Here is a 17,548-nt window from a genome sequence, read left to right on the forward strand (position 1 = left end):
AGAAAACCGTGATAAAACAATTATTTGATATATGTCAAAAAAATTGAGAGATATTTTCATTTTTAATTAAAAGAAATCAAGAAATTGATTGTGGTAGAATGCCCCACTTTGTAGCGAATATGAATAAAAAGGAGGATTCATTGAGAAAGTTTTTCTTACTTTTTCTGGCTTGGATACCGCAGGTAATGGCGCATCCCCATGCGTTTATTGATATGAAGATTAAACTATTGGTGGATGAAGAGAAACTGACCGGATTTCGTATGCAATGGCGGTTGGATGAGGCAAGTTCATCAGAAATGCTGTACGACTTAGTACTGGCAGAAGGTGATGCCACGGCTAAACAACGTTTAGTGGATGACGTGATGAAAAACGTGGTCGCGGAGCATTATTTCAGCTATTTCTTTGATAAAGATAATAAAAAGATTAAATATAAAGCGACACCGCAAAATTACGGTATGCGCGCACAAGGCACTTATTTAGATTATTATTTTGATGTGTTATTGGCGACACCGCAAAAATTGACGGCTAATCAGTTTAGCTTGATGACTTATGATAAAACCTATTATGTAGCGATGTTATATCCCGAACCTGTTCGGCAATCCGTAGATTTTTCTGCGTTGCCGGCAAATTGTCAGGGAAAACTGATTGAACCGAATATTGATGAAAAATGGCGACGTTATGCTACTTCATTAGATAAATCACAGCGCGATACAGATGATTCGCTGGGGACGATGTTTGCACAAACCATTCAAATTCAATGTGAGTAATATTATGATAAAAAAATGGATTATTTTGTTCGCCACAATTTTGATTGCTGCGGTTGCCTTCCCTTATTTATTCGTTAAAGTCGTGGAATGGCAACGGGTATTTAATCAGTTTATTTCGGCAAATTTACATCAAATCAAAGCGCATTCCGGTACGGCAGGTTTTACTCTCATTGTCGTGAGCTTTTTGTATGGCGTTATTCATGCTTTGGGACCGGGACACGGCAAATTTATCATCGCCGGTTATCTTTCAACACATCAAAGCCAATTGAAAACCAGTATGGTACTCACTTTTTTATCTTCATTAATGCAGGGGATAGTCGCTATTACCGCCACTACGATTGTTGTCGTGATACTCCGCCTTTCATCACATTATTTTCAATTGAGTCAGCTTTGGTTGGAACGTGTGGCATTTTTGCTCTTATTAATTTTAGGAATGCGTTGGGGTTATCAGGGGATAAGAGACTGGCGTAAGAAAAATATGGTGTTGCATAGATTGCAGATTAAATCCGTACAAAAATTCTCAGTGTTAAAACAAAGTGCGGTAAAAAATCCGCGTGTTTTTTTGCCGATAAAATCGACAGCTTCTTGTTCATGCGGGCATCAGCATTTACCGAGTGATTTACAATTACAGCAAGCGAATGATTGGAAAGCGAAATTATTAGTGATTTTGAGTATTGGTATTCGCCCTTGCTCCGGGGCAATTTTCGTTTTGTTTTTTGCCTATATGTTAGATCTTTATTGGTGGGGCGTGGTGGCAACACTTGCAATGGCATTCGGTACGGGCTTGATGTTATCGGCATTTGCACTGTTAGTACGATATATTCGTTTACATGCGATTAAATTAGCACAATGGTATCGATCACCGAGTTGGTTGGAAAAAAGTGATGTAATATTGAAATGTATAGCGGGGGCGATAATGATATTTTTTGCGCTTAGCTTATTGTACGGCACAACATTATCGGCAACGGGCGGTGCAGCACTCTTTCGCTAAAAAAATGAAGCCTATCACCGGATAGGCCCAAAACTCTCTTGGTTTGTCATTTAGAATTCGTCAAAGGAGACAAACGAAAACTAAGCCAAAAGAAAATTGGCTCCTCCTGCTGGACTTGAACCAGCGACATATGGATTAACAGTCCACCGTTCTACCGACTGAACTAAGGAGGAATAACTCTGTATCACAAGGAATCGTGTCGCGCATTCTAATGATCCGAATATCATTTGTCAATGGATGATACGAGAAAGTTCAAAAAAATTTATCTGATTTGTTTTCCATGTTTTCTTTCCACAAATTTCTATCCACAAAGCCTGTGGATAACTTTGTGGATTAAATAGCACTTAAGATCACAGAATACTGATAAATACTGGGGATTTAGGGGGCAGAGCAAAAATTGGTTGCAAAATAGCATTTCTTTATTTTTCAATATCTTAGATAAAGTCCAGTAAAAAAATTAAAATTTTTTACGGATTTTTTATACTTTTTCTCTTGACAGCGCTAACACTGTGTAAAACTTATCTTTTTCCCTCAATCAAAGGGAGGAATATGCTAGAATAACACCGACAAAAATTTATCAAATTTTAACCGCACTTTTTATGACAGAAAAAATTAATAGTAAACCTTTTATTCTTCACTCAGATTTCAAACCTTCGGGTGATCAACCTCAAGCGATTGAAAAACTCGCAGAAAATTTAGATGATGGTTTGGCTCATCAAACATTGCTCGGGGTAACGGGATCCGGAAAAACATTTACCATCGCTAATGTGATTGCAAAACTCAATCGCCCGGCAATGTTGCTTGCCCCGAATAAAACCCTTGCTGCACAGCTTTATGCTGAAATGAAAGCGTTTTTTCCTGAAAATGCAGTAGAGTATTTCGTTTCTTACTATGATTATTATCAGCCGGAAGCCTATGTGCCGAGTAGCGATACTTTTATTGAAAAAGATGCTTCCATCAATGATCAAATCGAACAAATGCGCCTCTCGGCAACAAAATCTTTTTTGGAACGCCGCGATACGATCGTAGTCGCATCGGTTTCCGCGATTTATGGTTTGGGCGATCCCGATAGTTATTTGAAAATGATGTTGCACTTGCAACAAGGGGCAATTATTAATCAGCGTCAAATTTTGGCAAAACTGGCGGAATTACAATATACGCGCAACGATCAAGCCTTTCAGCGCGGAACATTCCGTGTGCGTGGTGAGATTATTGATATTTTCCCGGCTGAATCGGACGATATCGCCATACGTATTGAGTTATTTGATGATGAAATCGAGCGTTTGAGTTTATTTGATCCGCTTACCGGACAGGGATTAGGGACAGTTCCACGTTATACGGTTTACCCGAAAACGCACTATGTAACACCACGCGAACGCATTTTAGATGCAATTGAAAAAATCAAAGAGGAGCTGGTACAACGCCGCGAATATTTCATTAAAGAAAATAAATTGTTGGAAGAACAACGAATTAGCCAGCGCACAATGTTTGATATTGAAATGATGAATGAGCTTGGCTATTGCTCCGGCATTGAAAACTACTCGCGTTATCTTTCAGGTCGGAATGAGGGAGAACCGCCCCCGACTTTATTCGACTATATGCCATCCGATGCGATCCTCATCATTGATGAGTCTCATGTTACCGTGCCCCAAATCGGGGGAATGTATCGTGGTGACCGTTCACGTAAAGAAACCTTAGTGGAATACGGTTTCCGCCTGCCATCGGCATTGGATAATCGTCCATTGCGTTTTGAAGAATTTGAACGTCTTGCTCCGCAAACGATTTATGTATCCGCTACGCCCGGACCTTATGAATTGGAAAAATCCGGTGATGAAATTATCGATCAAGTCGTGCGGCCGACGGGCCTACTCGATCCGGAAATTGAAATTCGTCCGGTTTCTATTCAGGTGGATGATTTACTTTCCGAAGCTCGTCAAAGAGCGGACAAAAATGAGCGGGTTTTAGTCACTACGCTAACCAAAAAAATGGCGGAAGATCTTACGGATTATTTAGATGAACACGGCATTCGCGTGCGTTATTTGCACTCGGATATAGACACCGTAGAACGTGTGGAAATCATCCGTGATTTACGTTTGGGAGAATTTGATGTGCTGGTCGGAATCAATTTACTCCGTGAAGGATTGGACATTCCGGAAGTGTCATTAGTGGCAATTCTTGATGCGGACAAAGAAGGTTTTTTACGTTCGGAACGCTCGCTTATTCAAACGATTGGCCGGGCGGCACGAAACTTGAAAGGAAAAGCGATTCTGTATGCGGATAGCATCACAAAATCAATGGAAAAAGCCATCACAGAAACCAACCGCCGCCGTGAAAAACAAATGAAATACAATGAGGAACAAGGCATTGTTCCACAAGCACTAAATAAAAAAGTCGGTGAATTGCTTGATATCGGACAAGGTGTTACAACCAAAGGAAAAAGTAGATCACGCGGTAAAATCATTGCCGAACCGACCGCACTTTACAATGCGCCGAAAAATGCAAAAGAATATCAACATCAGGTTAAAAAATTGGAACAGCAAATGTACAAATTTGCGCAAGACTTGGAATTTGAAAAAGCTGCCGCAATTCGTGATCAGCTCCATCAGCTGAGAGAAAAGTTTGTTATGAATGAGTAGAGAAAAGTGCGGTCAGTTTCACTAATGTTTTGAAAGTAGATAGAAATTGACCGCACTTGCTCTCACGATTGACCTATAATTTCGGATAACGCAACTTTACGATTTTCATAACGGGAGCGGGTGCAAGCATCAGCCGTTGCAATAGCTGCGCGTGCGGCTTCACCGGTTAATAGCTTTTCAAACTCTGCGGTAGGGCGCATACCATGCATAATATCGTTTAGGTATTTCATTTCTTTTTTCATAATTGAGCTTAACCACATTGGGGTACGTTTGCCCGGTTTGCCATATTGAATCGCCCCATCCATTTCAGTACTGTTATAAATGCGGGTGCGATCATCATCTTCTTCTTGACTTTCGTGTACAAGAAAATAAGTTTCTTTTCCATCCACACGTAAAGTTCCTTTGGTGTTATACATATCAATTTTAATTGCCCCTTTTTCTCCTTGGATTAATACATAATGTTCACCCCAACGGAATGCAGAGCCCCATTCAAGCACTGCAAAACGGTTGTCTTCGTATTCCATTGTGACAAAAATCATATCGTCTTCATCACCAAATTTTTCACCGTTATGTGCAACATTAGCAGCCGCCATGGTTACCGTTTTTGGCATACCGCCCATCAGGAATTGAACGCAGTCTAGTTCGTGAATATGGTGATATAAGTGTCCCCCTGATTTTTCACGGATTTTTTTCCAAGAAATTGTCGGTTGTTCTTCTTCCCAACCATTGCGAGCGGTATGACAATACAATACTCTGCCAATAGTGCCTTGATTAATTAGCTTTTTTGCATGATGAACACCATTAAAGAAATTCATTACGTGACCTGCCATGAATTTCACTCCGTTTTCTTCACAAGCACGAACCATTTCATCGCAATCTTGATAATTTAATGCGATTGGTTTTTCGCAGAAAACGTGTTTTTTATTTTTTGCCGCTAATAAAACCGGTTCCTTGTGTAAATAATTTGGTGTAGCGACAATTACGCAATCAACTTTAGAGGATGTAACTAGTTCTTCTAATGAACAGACTGCTTCGCATTGCAATTCTTCTGCAATTGCGTTGCCATTTTCCGGATCATATACCAGGGAAATACGGGCATCTTCCTGTTCATTCATAAAACGTGCAAGTTCTGCTCCGAAATAACCTACTCCTACAACACCGTAATTAATCATATTAGACTCCTTATTTGAGTTAATTTTTGAGGGTAATTCGTTCTTTAACAATCATTGAATACTTTGCTGCTTCTGCGATTTGAATTGAGTCACCAATACATTGGCTTAAGGGGGAAGTCGTTTCATTACGTAAATGTTTCACTACATCAAGTGCTTCAATTTCTGCGGCTCGACTTAACCAAAGCGGGCAAAGTGTATGGGGTTGGTTGTATTGCTGTATACCTTTTGAACTATCTCGCAAGGATAAATCAGCTTCAAATTCTTCATATAAATCATAATGTTCGGTTTTTCCGTCTGCATAAGTGAAAGTGACGCTGGAGGTAAAAAAGTTTATGTCGATCATCCCTTTTTCACCGTGAATTTGTATCTCCCACTGGTGTTGGCGATAAGCTGTTCCCATTTCTAAAGAGCCTAAAGCACCGTTTTTAAAGTGAAAGAGTAGCTGAATAACATCATGGCTATCAGGTGTATCTTTGTGGGCTATATTAGTAGATTGAGCATAAACAGATTGTATATTTCCCACTAACCAACATAATAAATCTAATTCGTGAATTAAATGGAAAAGTTCACCTCCGGTTAAATTAGTATCAAGTTTCCACCATTCTTTATTACTTAAATTTTCAATCCAGCGTTGGCGTACAGCTCGTACAACTGTGATTTGACCAAGTAGACGATTATCTAATATTTGTTTAACCCGTAATAAACCGGGAAGAGTACGTTCTAAATAGCCGATAAATATTTGGCGATGTTGTTCTTTTGCTAAATTAATTAAATGTTGGCAATGAGCAGTGCTTAAAGTAAAAGGTGTTTCGATAAAAATATCACAACCTGCATTAAGAGCAAGAACAGCCGGTGAGTAGTGCGCATAATTAGGTGTAGCGATAATAACGAGATCCGGCTTACTTTTATCCAGCAATTCTTCTGTGCTAGGAAAAACACAACTTTGATATTGTTGGGCTAATTTATCTGCAAGAGTGGGGTTGATATCCGTCACCGCAATTAAATTTGCACCAGCTTTATAGAATGCAGAAGCAAGTTGCGAACCAAAAAAACCACAGCCGATTAATGCGACATTAAGAGTCTTACTCATTTTCCTCTCCTTGTGATAAACGTTGTCTAATTCCTTTGAAATAGTGCAAAATGGCTCGTTGCATTCGTACAAGATTGCGAGCTTCCACTGCATCTATTAATTCTTTGTGTAACATTGCCATTTGTTGGGCGGAAAGCTGTATTTCCGGTAAATCTTTTTCCACTTCGTGATAAATTTGCCAAAATGCATCTAAATACTGCAGTAGCAGAGGATTATTAAGCGGTTCATAAAGTTCCAGATGCAAGCGGTATTCATCTTTTGGTGAGAATTTTTGATTCTTTGCATTTTTTTCCATATTGGTTATGTATTTTTGAAGTGCGGTCACTTTTTCATTTGTTATTTTGGCAAGAACCATTGGTGTAAAACCGTATTCCAAAATTTCTCGAATATCTAAAATATTGATGAGTTGGTTCAAATCCGAACGTAAATTAAGTTGGGTATGAAAACTCAGTCCACGAATCATTGGAATCAGTGATGATTTACTGACAAAGGTTCCCACACCATGTTTAATATCTACAATATGCAAGGCTTCAAGAGATTTAATGGCCTCTCGTAAGCTGGAACGACTCACATCAAGTAATTCGATCAATTCATTTTCTGTTGGCATTAGATCGCCGGATTTTAAATTTCGTTTAATGATTAATGCCTTAATTTTGTCTTGAAGTTCAAGGCTGGCTTCTTTTTTATTTGCTTTCATTTTTTATTGTTCTCATTAGCTTAGATACTTTCTTTCAAATTTGTGATCTGGCTCTCATTCTTCTTTAATTCATCTCATTGACATAAGACATCATACGTCTTATCTTTGTTTATGCAAGCAGAAAGTTGTAGTAATTTTAAATTCTGTGATCTCTTCCACAAATTTTACTCGTATTAAAGGAGGCTACTATGGCAAAAACATTACCATGGTACAAAGAAGTAAGTCCTATCCAAAAAAAAGCATTATTTGCTGCATGGTTAGGGTATGTTTTCGACGGATTTGATTATATGTTGATCACTTATGTGCTTTTGGATATTCAGAAAGAATTTTCCATGAGTACAACAGAAACTTCAACATTATTATTGGCTGCTTTTGTTGCTCGTCCGTTAGGCGGAGCAATTTTTGGTAGTTTTGCGGATAAATATGGTCGTCGTTTAGCTATGATTGTTTCGATTTTAGTTTATTCGGTCGGGACATTTTTATGTGGCTTATCCACGAGTTATATTTGGCTTTTCATATTTCGTATGATTGTTGGTATGGGGATGGCGGGGGAATATGCCTGTTCTTCCTCTTACGCTATTGAAAGTTGGCCGCAACATTTACGCACTAAAGCCAGTGCATTTTTAGTCAGCGGTTTTTCTATTGGGAATATTTTAGCTTCTCAAATCATTCCTTGGATTGCGGCTTCTTATGGTTGGCGGATCGCATTTTTTGTTGGGTTGGCTCCGGTTATACTTGTGCTATATATACGCCGCCACGCTCCGGAAAGTGAGGAATGGGCGGTAGCAAAAGCTGAAGGAAAAGTGAAAAAAGTACCATTGGCTCAGTTATTTTCTAGGAAACAATTACCAATAACACTTATTGTATTTTTCATTTGTTATTCAATTTTTTCGGTAAATTGGCCCGTAATAGGATTATTGCCACTTTATTTAAAAGAAAATGGCTATGCTGAAAATGTAAAATCATTAATGTTTTGGGCCGGATTCGGCATTCTTGTAGGCACGCTAATTGCCGGATTTGTAGGAGATAAGCTAGGTGAAAAGAAAACGTTTGTTTATAGTTTATTGCTCTCACTTTGTTTCCTTTTCCCTGTATTCTATTTACCGAAAAATAATGAATTTATCCTCGGGATATTATTATTTTTCTTACTTGCAACAAACTTGGGGATCGCCGGTTTAGTTCCGAAATATATGGCTAAATTTTTTCCAACAGAAATGAGAAGTACCGGTATTGGTTTCATTTATAACTTTGCTGCTATTGGTGGTGGTATTGCTCCGGTTATTGCAGCCGCATTAAGTGAACGTGTCGGTTTAGGCTCATCTTTGGTCTATGTCACATTATTTTGGACGCTATTGCTAGTGAGCTTAGTCGGGCTAAGAATTCCTGAACGTATTCAAGAAAGTATGAGAAACAAATAAGTATTTATTGAAAAGTAAAAGTGCGCTCAGAACACTAAAAATTTTGACCGCACTTTTTGTTGATAAGAAAAATCTCATTCGTTGAACAGAGATATTAAAAATATGGTGCGACTAGCTGGACTCGAACCAGTGACCCCCACCATGTCAAGGTGGTGCTCTAACCAACTGAGCTATAGTCGCGTCAAACGCAGCGGATAATAAACAGTTTTTTGTATAAAGACAAGTGATTTTCTCTGATGTTTGTTACGAACGATAAAAAATTAACCAAAATTACTCGGCTGGAAGTTTATAACTCTTTTTGATTTTGGCTTTTTTTCAGCGTATAATGCGCGCCGATTGGCTTCACCCGAGGTATTTGGGTGAATTTATTTAAAATATAAATATTGACGGAGCAGAATTAATGTCTAGAAGACTAAGAAGAACGAAGATTGTATGTACTATGGGGCCTGCGACTGATCGCGATAACAATCTTGAAAAAATTATTGCGGCGGGTGCAAACGTTGTGCGTATGAATTTCTCTCACGGTACGCCAGAAGATCATATTGAGCGTGCCGAACGTGTTCGTTCTATCGCAAAGAAATTAGGTAAAACCGTAGCGATCTTAGGCGATTTACAAGGTCCTAAAATTCGTGTATCTACTTTTAAAGATGGCAAAATTTTCTTAAATGTCGGAGATAAATTTACTCTTGATGCGGAATTGCCAAAAGGTGAGGGCAATCAAGAAGCCGTCGGTTTAGATTATAAGACCCTTCCGCAAGATGTTGTTCCGGGTGATATTCTTTTATTAGATGATGGTCGTGTTCAATTAAAAGTGTTATCTACCGAAGGTGCAAAAGTCTTCACCGAAGTGACGGTTGGCGGTCCATTATCAAATAATAAAGGTATTAATAAATTAGGCGGTGGTTTATCCGCTGATGCGCTAACCGAAAAAGATAAAGCGGATATCATTACTGCTGCACGTATCGGTGTTGATTTCTTAGCCGTCTCTTTCCCTCGTTCAAGTGCAGACTTGAACTATGCGCGTGAATTGGCGCAGCAAGCAGGCTTAAATGCAAAAATCGTCGCAAAAGTTGAGCGAGCGGAAACCGTTGTTGATGACGAATCAATGGATGATATTATCTTGGCATCTGATGTCATTATGGTTGCTCGTGGTGATTTAGGGGTTGAAATCGGTGATCCTGAATTGGTTGGTGTTCAGAAAAAATTAATTCGTCGTTCACGCCAATTAAACCGCGCAGTAATCACGGCGACTCAAATGATGGAATCAATGATTAGTAATCCGATGCCAACCCGTGCGGAAGTCATGGACGTTGCGAATGCGGTATTAGACGGTACTGATGCGGTAATGCTTTCTGCGGAGACTGCCGCGGGTCAATATCCTGCTGAAACGGTTGCGGCAATGGCGCGTGTATGTTTAGGGGCGGAAAAAATGCCTAGCGTGAATGTATCCCGTCACCGTATGGATAAAGAATTTACTGATATTGAAGAAGCCGTTGCAATGTCTGCAATGTATTCTGCAAACCATATGAAAGGTATTGCTGCAATCGTTGCGTTAACTCATACCGGCCGTACGGCATTGTTAATGTCCCGTATTAGTTCGGGTTTACCGATCTTTGCTTTATCCCGTAATCAAGAGACATTGAACCTTTGCTCTTTATATCGTGGCGTAACGCCGGTGTTCAGTGATGTTGAATCTCGTAGTGCGAACGGTGCTCAAGCGGCAATTGCGTTGTTAAAAGAAAAAGGTTACCTAAATTCAGGTGACTTAGTGCTATTAACTCAAGGTGATGAGTCAATTAAACACACTAATGTATGTCGTACTTTAATTGTTGAGTAGTCTATAAGTTTAAGTAAAAGAGCGGTGGATTTTTCCACCGTTTTTTTATGATTTAGACGGTATTAGGTAGAAATTACATAAGTCATTATTTTAAACGAACATAGGAATACCGTACTTGGTGTCTGATTTATTATTCGCTTATTTTTATTTCGGTAATAAATTACCTTTCTTTCCTCATTTCATTTTGTGATCCCTATCACAATATCTTATAAAAACAGTTAAAAAACGCTACCAAGTTTTATTGGAACAATGATACATTTAACGCTGTTTGGCTTTTGTCATTTACAGAAAGAATGGATGTATATTCGTTCAACACAATCATTAACCCAACCATCAAACAGAGGTAAACAGTATGTTAATTGGTATACCAAGAGAACTGCTTGATAATGAAAGCCGTGTGGCGGCAACGCCGAAAACGGTTCAGCAGATCCTGAAATTGGGCTTTGACGTGATCGTGGAACACGATGCGGGCTTTAAAGCAAGTTTTGAGGATCAGGCATTTTTAGATGCAGGCGCGAAAGTCGGTTCGGCAGATGACATCTGGAAATCGGATATTATTTTTAAAGTAAATCCGCCTACAGATGAGGAAATTATCCAAATGAAAGAAGGGGCAACCCTCGTAAGCTTTATTTGGCGCGCGCAAAATCCGGAATTAATGCAAAAACTCACGGCAAAGAAAATTAATGTTCTTGCGATGGATGCCGTGCCACGTATTTCACGTGCACAAGCTTTAGATGCATTAAGTTCAATGGCGAATATTTCCGGTTATCGTGCTGTGATTGAAGCTGCACATGAATTTGGCAGTTTCTTCACCGGTCAAATTACTGCGGCTGGTAAAGTGCCTCCGGCAAAAGTATTGATTATTGGTGCGGGTGTGGCAGGTTTAGCGGCAATCGGTGCGGCAAATAGTCTAGGTGCGATTGTGCGTGCATTTGATTCACGTCCTGAAGTAAAAGAGCAAGTGCAAAGTATGGGGGCCAGCTTCTTAGAAATTGATTTCAAAGAAGAAGGGGGAAGTGGAGACGGTTATGCGAAAGTGATGTCGGAAGAATTTAATCGCCGAGCGATGGAGCTTTACGCAGAACAAGCAAAAGAAGTGGATATTATCATCACCACCGCTGCAATTCCGGGCAAACCTGCACCACGCTTAATTACCAAAGAAATGGTAGATTCGATGAAGCCGGGCTCCGTAATTGTCGATTTAGCGGCGGCAACGGGCGGTAACTGTGAATACACGCAAGCAGGTACCGTAGTAACAACAGAAAATCAAGTAAAAGTTATTGGTTATACGGATTTCCCAAGTCGTTTACCAACGCAATCTTCTCAACTCTACGGCACAAACTTGGTGAATTTGTTGAAACTTTTGTGTAAAGAGAAAGACGGCAACATTAATATCGATTTTGATGATGTTGTGCTACGTGGCGTAACTGTGGTTCGTGATGGGGAAGAGATTCCGCCGGCACAAATTCAAGTCTCTGCTCAACCAAAACAAGAATCAAAAATGACAGCGCAGACTGGCGAGAAAAAAGAATCGAAGCCGTTAGATCCTCGTGTGAAATATGGTGTGATGGCTGGAGTAAGCGCGCTTTTTCTATGGCTTGCTTCTGTCGCACCTGCCGTATTCTTATCGCACTTTACGGTGTTCGTATTAGCTTGTGTGGTGGGATATTACGTGGTTTGGAACGTAAGTCATGCGTTACATACACCATTAATGGCAGTAACTAATGCAATTTCTGGAATTATTATCGTAGGGGCGCTATTGCAAATTCGCAAGCTGACAGGAAACCTCTTTATTGATCTGCTTGCTTTCGTTGCAATTTTAGTTGCGAGTATCAATATTTTCGGCGGTTTCCGCGTGACACAACGTATGTTAGCAATGTTTAGAAAAGGTTAAGGAGATCGCAATGTCTGAAGGTTTAGTACAGGCTGCGTATATTTTAGCAGCATTACTTTTCATTATGAGCTTAGCGGGGCTTTCTAAACATGAAACCGCAAAAGCAGGTTGTTGGTTCGGTATTGTCGGTATGACAATTGCGTTGGTTGCAACGATTTTTGGGCCTCATTCCGAAGGGACGTTTTGGATCATCATTGCGATGATTATTGGTGGTGTTATCGGTGTTCAACGCGCATTAAAAGTTGAAATGACAGAAATGCCGGAGCTTGTCGCCATTTTGCATAGTTTTGTTGGTTTAGCTGCCGTATTGGTTGGTTTTAATAGCTATGGTCTGCACAATGAAGCGGCGGTACCTGAGAACTTAGATGCCGCAGCACAAGCGGCATTTATCGCAGAACAAGCGGTATTAAGTAACATTCACAACGTGGAAGTATTCCTTGGTATCTTTATCGGGGCGGTAACTTTCACCGGTTCTGTCGTGGCATTCGGCAAATTAAGTGGCAAAATTAACTCTAAAGCGTTAATGTTGCCGCATCGTCATAAATTAAATTTAGCCGCCATTGTGGTGTCCGTATTGCTTATGATCGCATTCTTAAGAAATCCGGAAAGCATTTTCCCTGTATTATTAATGACTGTGATTGCGTTAGCATTCGGTTGGCACTTGGTTGCTTCTATCGGTGGTGCGGATATGCCGGTCGTGGTTTCTATGCTTAACTCTTATTCCGGTTGGGCTGCGGCGGCGGCAGGCTTTATGTTGAACAATGATTTACTCATTGTAACCGGTGCACTTGTCGGTTCTTCCGGCGCAATCCTTTCTTACATTATGTGTAAAGCGATGAATCGTTCATTTATCAGTGTAATTGCCGGTGGCTTTGGTAATGATGTTCAAGTGTCTTCAGATGAAGAACAAGGTGAACACCGTGAGACCACAGCCGAAGAAGTGGCGGAATTATTGAAAAATGCAAGTTCCGTTATCATCACCCCGGGATATGGTATGGCGGTAGCGCAAGCGCAATATCCGGTTGCGGATATTACCGCGAAATTACGTGAACGCGGCGTAAACGTACGCTTTGGTATTCACCCGGTTGCAGGGCGTTTACCGGGACATATGAATGTCCTTTTAGCGGAAGCGAAAGTGCCTTATGACGTAGTGCTTGAAATGGATGAAATCAACGATGATTTCGCAGATACCGATGTAGTATTGGTGATCGGTGCGAATGACACTGTCAACCCTGCTGCAATGGAAGATCCGAACAGCCCGATTGCCGGAATGCCGGTATTGGAAGTTTGGAAAGCACAAAACGTGATCGTATTTAAACGCTCAATGGCAGTAGGATACGCCGGTGTGCAAAATCCATTATTCTTCAAAGAGAATACACAAATGCTCTTTGGTGATGCAAAAGATCGTGTTGAAGACATTTTAAAAGCACTTTAAAAACATCGTAAAAAATAACCGCACTTTGGAGAAGATCGAAGTGCGGCTTTTTTATCTAATGCTACAATCGAACAAATCTTACTCCGCTATGTTGTAATAATAATTTCATAGGATCTTCATCGGTTGTAGCGGTTTTCTCCCTTAATTCGATTAATTTCATCCTCAGGTGTGCCAATTCGTGAATGCGTTTCGCAATATCTTTAATATGTTGATCAAGTAATTTATTCATTTCTTCAGAACGTTGTTCACTTTGATTTTCCAATGAAATGAGTGTTTTAATTTCCTTTAGCGATAAATCCAAACTGCGACAATTACAAATAAAGGAAAGGCGTTGTATGTGTTCGGTATTATATTTCCGAAAATTACCGTTTGTGCGTTGCGGGGGAGGGAGTAAACCTTGTTTTTCATAGAATCTAATGGTTTCTACGGTGCAATTTAATGCTTTGGCAAGTTGACCTATTTTCATCATTTTCCTAAAAATTTGCTTGACTGTGAAGTTACTTCATATTTTATCATAGGTAAAAATTTCACAGTAAGGAGAAAAAAATGGAATTAAAAAAAATGACGCTGGGATTGACCGCACTTTTGGCTTTTTCTGCAAATGCTCACAATGTGTGGCTTGAGCCTATTTCGTCACAAGGTGAATATGTAATGAAATTTGGTCATTTAGAAACCGAAACCTACCCAAAACATAAAATTCAGTCTATTCAAATCTTAAATCCTCAGGGTAAATTGACCGCACTTGATTATGAATTTAAAAATGGTGAAGCCTATTTAACGCCGAAATCCGACATCGTGTTTATTCAGTTCAATAACGGCGTGTGGTCAAAATTGCCAAGTGGGAAATATGTGGAAAAAACAAAACGTGAAGAACCTGGCGCAGAATTCAGCACTAACCCGATGAAACTTGGTAAAGCCATCTTAAAATGGAATGAACAAGCCTTCAAAGCGCATAATGTTACCTACGAGTTAATTCCGCAAACCAAAGCGCAAGCCGGTAAGCCGCTTTCAATTTTAGTGTTGCATAACGGAAAACCGGTGCAAGGTATTAAGGTGGGGGTTGGCGAAGATGCGCCCTTTAATTTAACCAATGAAAAAGGTATTGCGGAATTTACACCAAGCAAAGGATATAACAAAGTTTGGGCGGAGTTTGCCGAGAAGATTACGGATAACCCGGACTATGATCGTCGTTCTATCGAATATATGCTGACTTTTGATGCGGAATAATTGGAGAGAGAAATGAGAATTTTGTCATTTTTCACCGCACTTTTAACGGTATTGTACTTTCCGAATGCCTACGCTCATGCGCTTTATGTGTTTGCCCAATATGACGGGCAAACCCTTTCGGGAAAGGCTTATTATTCGGATATGACGGCGGCTGCGGAAACTTATTTAGAAGTATTTCGTTCCGGAGCCAATGAGCCGATTTTAAATGCTAAAACAGATGGCAAAGGTGCTTTTAATATTGCTGTTCCTGATGTAGCGAATACGGCACTAAAGGTGGTGGTGGAAGGCGAAGAGGGACACCGTGTCGCGGTGGTTGCGGATCGTGTTATCCCTTCAAACAATAATGGTGCCGATTTAACGCTATTGCGTGAAGATATAGCTCATTTAAAAGATAAAATTTATCTTCACGATATTCTCGGAGGAATCGGCTATATTGCCGGTATTGCAGGACTTCTTGCGTGGTGGAATGCGCGTAAAATCAAACAAGGATGTGCATAATGCATTTATCTGAAGGTGTATTACATCCCCCGATTTTATTAGCGGGAGTTACTATTGCCACATTGGGAGTTGTTCTGGGATTACGCCGTTTAGAGGCGGAACGTTTGCCTCTTACCGCCTTGTTTGCCGCCGCCTTTTTTGTAGCGGGAACAATTCATATCCCGATAGGTATCGGCAGTGTACATTTAATTTTAAACGGAATGGCGGGATTATTTCTTGGTTGGACGGTTTTCCCCGCTTTTCTTATCGCGTTATTATTGCAAATTTTATTTTTCTCTTTTGGCGGCTTTGCCGTGCTAGGTGTGAACCTTTGCATTATGGCAATACCGGCATTGATCGCACATTACCTTTTCCGTTCACGTTTGAAACCTCAAATGACATTAAAAAACCGATTATTCACAGGAATTGGCGTAGGTATAGTCGGCGTTGGTGGCGCTGGGGCACTGGCTGCTTTGGCATTAGTGCTGGATGGCGGAAAAAGCTACATAGATCTTGTTTGGCTGTTGTTCGTTTCTCACTTACCGGTATTTATTTTAGATGGCATTATCAGTGTGGGCGTACTCTCATTACTCGCTAAAATGTATCCTCAGGCTTTAAACCGCGCCTCATTCACATTATGAAAATTCACCGTTTTTTTCAACCGCACTTTAGATTGATTTATCTCTTTATTTGGGGATTGATGATTAGCGGTTTGCACGATTTATCTTGGCTCATCATGCTAAATATCGGTGTGATGAGCGCTTTTTTTATAATGCTGGGTTGTCATTCAAAGTCTTTTTTCAGCTATCTTAAACCTTGGTTTGCCTTGCTGATTTTTATCACTCTGATATGGGCGACATTAAGCTGGCGAATAGGTGAACTTGGCGTTGAATTGAATTTTCAAGGGATTCAGTTGGCAAAAATACTGAGTTTGCGAATGCATCTTTTATTATTTTCCCTATGGTTTTTTTTATGGAATATCAACGATGTGGTGCTATTACAAGCGCTTGGAAAGTTGCCTTTGCCGGAAAAATTGGTGCAATTATTCGTGCTGACAGTTCGCTATATTGCATTACTTGGTGAAGTTCGCAAAAAAATGGATATCGCAATGCGTGCTCGCGGATTCCGTGCCGGGTTCAATCGCCGAACGCTTTATGTAACGGCTCAAAATGTGGCGTTACTCTTACTTCATGCATTATTGAAAGCTGAAGTAGCACAAATTGTATTGAAATGCCGTGGTTTTCAATTTGGAAAAAAGAAGGAAAAATCGAATGTTGACGGTTAAAGAACTTTATATCGAACGCAGCGGCAAGGCGATAATTCAAAATTTGACTTTTTGTCTTGAAGAGAAAAAACGAATTTTTGTGCAAGGTGAAATTGGTGCCGGCAAAACAACATTGTTGCTGGCATTGCTTGGTTTTATACCGATTTCAAAAGGGGAGATCCGATTATTCGGCAAAACCTGTCGCAGTGAAAAAGATTTTGCACCGTTCCGAGGAGGCAATATCGGTATTTGTTTCCAGAATGCAGATGATCAACTTTTTGGACCAACCGTATTGGACGATGTGGCTTTTGGCCCGCTAAACCAAAATTTATCTCGCGAACAAGCCTATAGGATAGGGGAACAGCAGTTGGAGCGACTTGGTATTTTACATCTAAAAGATCGAACGATACATACGCTTTCCGGTGGCGAGAAAAATTTTACCGCCCTCGCCGGCGTATTGGCTATGCAACCCCAAATTTTATTATTAGACGAACCAACAAATGGACTTGATCACAAAAATATCGAAAAATTGACCGCACTTTTGCGTGAATTAAACTTACCAATGCTTATTTCATCTCATCATCAAGGATTTATTCATCAATTAGCAGATGAAATTATCGCTTTATAATTGCTGTCAAAAATA

16 protein-coding genes and 2 tRNA genes are annotated in these 17,548 nt (G+C 40.1%); 12 read left to right on the forward strand and 6 right to left on the reverse strand.

Features of this window, described 5'->3' with window-relative positions; genetic code table 11:
* The first annotated feature begins 185 nt into the window (after positions 1–185).
* Positions 186–767, forward strand: a complete 582-nt coding sequence (gene zevA / locus IHV77_RS10720; protein WP_232842179.1) for a zinc transporter binding subunit ZevA — start codon at positions 186–188, stop codon at positions 765–767.
* A gap of 7 nt (positions 768–774) precedes the next feature.
* On the forward strand, positions 775–1,758 hold the full coding sequence (zevB, locus tag IHV77_RS10725) for a zinc transporter permease subunit ZevB (RefSeq protein WP_408635299.1): 984 nt from the start codon (positions 775–777) through the stop codon (positions 1,756–1,758).
* Between the two features lie 97 nt (positions 1,759–1,855).
* On the opposite strand, the gene IHV77_RS10730 is transcribed toward zevB, so the two are convergent.
* A tRNA-Asn gene (locus tag IHV77_RS10730) sits at positions 1,856–1,931 on the reverse strand.
* 426 nt (positions 1,932–2,357) lie between these two features.
* Here IHV77_RS10730 and uvrB point away from each other — a divergent pair.
* Positions 2,358–4,394 carry an excinuclease ABC subunit UvrB gene (uvrB, locus tag IHV77_RS10735; protein WP_194811945.1) on the forward strand — a complete coding sequence of 679 codons (2,037 nt, stop codon included), beginning with the start codon at positions 2,358–2,360 and terminating at the stop codon, positions 4,392–4,394.
* A 62-nt stretch (positions 4,395–4,456) separates the two neighbouring features.
* Here uvrB and IHV77_RS10740 read toward each other — a convergent pair whose 3' ends face one another.
* Genes IHV77_RS10740 through IHV77_RS10750 form a run of 3 tightly spaced genes read right to left on the reverse strand, consistent with a single transcriptional unit; the run spans position 4,457 to position 7,353 of the window.
* Positions 4,457–5,566: a Gfo/Idh/MocA family protein gene (locus tag IHV77_RS10740; protein ID WP_194811946.1), complete on the reverse strand. Its 1,110-nt coding sequence runs from the start codon at positions 5,564–5,566 to the stop codon at positions 4,457–4,459.
* Between the two features lie 19 nt (positions 5,567–5,585).
* Complete coding sequence (locus IHV77_RS10745; protein ID WP_194811947.1) at positions 5,586–6,656, reverse strand: Gfo/Idh/MocA family protein; 1,071 nt, start codon at positions 6,654–6,656, stop codon at positions 5,586–5,588.
* Positions 6,649–7,353 carry a FadR/GntR family transcriptional regulator gene (locus tag IHV77_RS10750; RefSeq protein WP_194811948.1) on the reverse strand — a complete coding sequence of 235 codons (705 nt, stop codon included), beginning with the start codon at positions 7,351–7,353 and terminating at the stop codon, positions 6,649–6,651. The genes IHV77_RS10745 and IHV77_RS10750 overlap by 8 nt, the downstream gene beginning before the upstream one ends.
* Before the next feature lie 188 nt (positions 7,354–7,541).
* On the opposite strand from IHV77_RS10750, the gene IHV77_RS10755 reads away from it, so the two are divergent.
* Entirely contained in the window at positions 7,542–8,771 is a 1,230-nt protein-coding gene (locus IHV77_RS10755) for an MFS transporter (protein WP_194811949.1), read from the forward strand.
* 103 nt (positions 8,772–8,874) lie between these two features.
* Here IHV77_RS10755 and IHV77_RS10760 read toward each other — a convergent pair.
* Positions 8,875–8,951: transfer RNA gene (locus tag IHV77_RS10760), tRNA-Val, on the reverse strand.
* A gap of 220 nt (positions 8,952–9,171) precedes the next feature.
* Here IHV77_RS10760 and pyk point away from each other — a divergent pair.
* The 3 genes from pyk (at position 9,172) to pntB (ending at position 13,937) form a co-directional block, all read left to right on the forward strand.
* On the forward strand, positions 9,172–10,608 hold the full coding sequence (pyk, locus tag IHV77_RS10765; RefSeq protein WP_194811950.1) for a pyruvate kinase: 1,437 nt from the start codon (positions 9,172–9,174) through the stop codon (positions 10,606–10,608).
* A gap of 352 nt (positions 10,609–10,960) precedes the next feature.
* Positions 10,961–12,502 carry a Re/Si-specific NAD(P)(+) transhydrogenase subunit alpha gene (gene pntA / locus IHV77_RS10770; protein WP_194811951.1) on the forward strand — a complete coding sequence of 514 codons (1,542 nt, stop codon included), beginning with the start codon at positions 10,961–10,963 and terminating at the stop codon, positions 12,500–12,502.
* 10 nt (positions 12,503–12,512) lie between these two features.
* Positions 12,513–13,937: a Re/Si-specific NAD(P)(+) transhydrogenase subunit beta gene (gene pntB / locus IHV77_RS10775; protein WP_194811952.1), complete on the forward strand. Its 1,425-nt coding sequence runs from the start codon at positions 12,513–12,515 to the stop codon at positions 13,935–13,937.
* A gap of 61 nt (positions 13,938–13,998) precedes the next feature.
* Here pntB and IHV77_RS10780 read toward each other — a convergent pair whose 3' ends face one another.
* The gene (locus IHV77_RS10780) at positions 13,999–14,403 is read right to left on the reverse strand and encodes a Cd(II)/Pb(II)-responsive transcriptional regulator (RefSeq protein ID WP_194813282.1); all 405 of its coding nucleotides are present in this window, start codon (positions 14,401–14,403) and stop codon (positions 13,999–14,001) included.
* Positions 14,404–14,483: 80 nt separating this feature from the next.
* On the opposite strand from IHV77_RS10780, the gene IHV77_RS10785 reads away from it, so the two are divergent.
* The 5 genes from IHV77_RS10785 to IHV77_RS10805 are packed head-to-tail and all read left to right on the forward strand — an operon-like array spanning position 14,484 to position 17,533.
* The gene (locus IHV77_RS10785; RefSeq protein WP_194811953.1) at positions 14,484–15,164 is read left to right on the forward strand and encodes a DUF4198 domain-containing protein; all 681 of its coding nucleotides are present in this window, start codon (positions 14,484–14,486) and stop codon (positions 15,162–15,164) included.
* 12 nt (positions 15,165–15,176) lie between these two features.
* Positions 15,177–15,662, forward strand: coding sequence for a carboxypeptidase regulatory-like domain-containing protein (locus IHV77_RS10790; RefSeq protein ID WP_194811954.1), 486 nt, complete (start codon positions 15,177–15,179; stop codon positions 15,660–15,662).
* Positions 15,662–16,282, forward strand: a complete 621-nt coding sequence (gene cbiM, locus IHV77_RS10795; protein WP_194811955.1) for a cobalt transporter CbiM — start codon at positions 15,662–15,664, stop codon at positions 16,280–16,282. Before IHV77_RS10790 ends, cbiM begins: the two co-directional genes overlap by 1 nt.
* Positions 16,279–16,926, forward strand: coding sequence for an energy-coupling factor transporter transmembrane component T (locus IHV77_RS10800; RefSeq protein ID WP_194811956.1), 648 nt, complete (start codon positions 16,279–16,281; stop codon positions 16,924–16,926). Before cbiM ends, IHV77_RS10800 begins: the two co-directional genes overlap by 4 nt.
* The gene (locus IHV77_RS10805; protein WP_194811957.1) at positions 16,913–17,533 is read left to right on the forward strand and encodes an energy-coupling factor ABC transporter ATP-binding protein; all 621 of its coding nucleotides are present in this window, start codon (positions 16,913–16,915) and stop codon (positions 17,531–17,533) included. The genes IHV77_RS10800 and IHV77_RS10805 overlap by 14 nt, the downstream gene beginning before the upstream one ends.
* The last annotated feature ends 15 nt before the right edge of the window (positions 17,534–17,548 follow it).

Source organism: Rodentibacter haemolyticus, assembly GCF_015356115.1.
Taxonomy (GTDB): domain Bacteria; phylum Pseudomonadota; class Gammaproteobacteria; order Enterobacterales; family Pasteurellaceae; genus Rodentibacter; species Rodentibacter haemolyticus.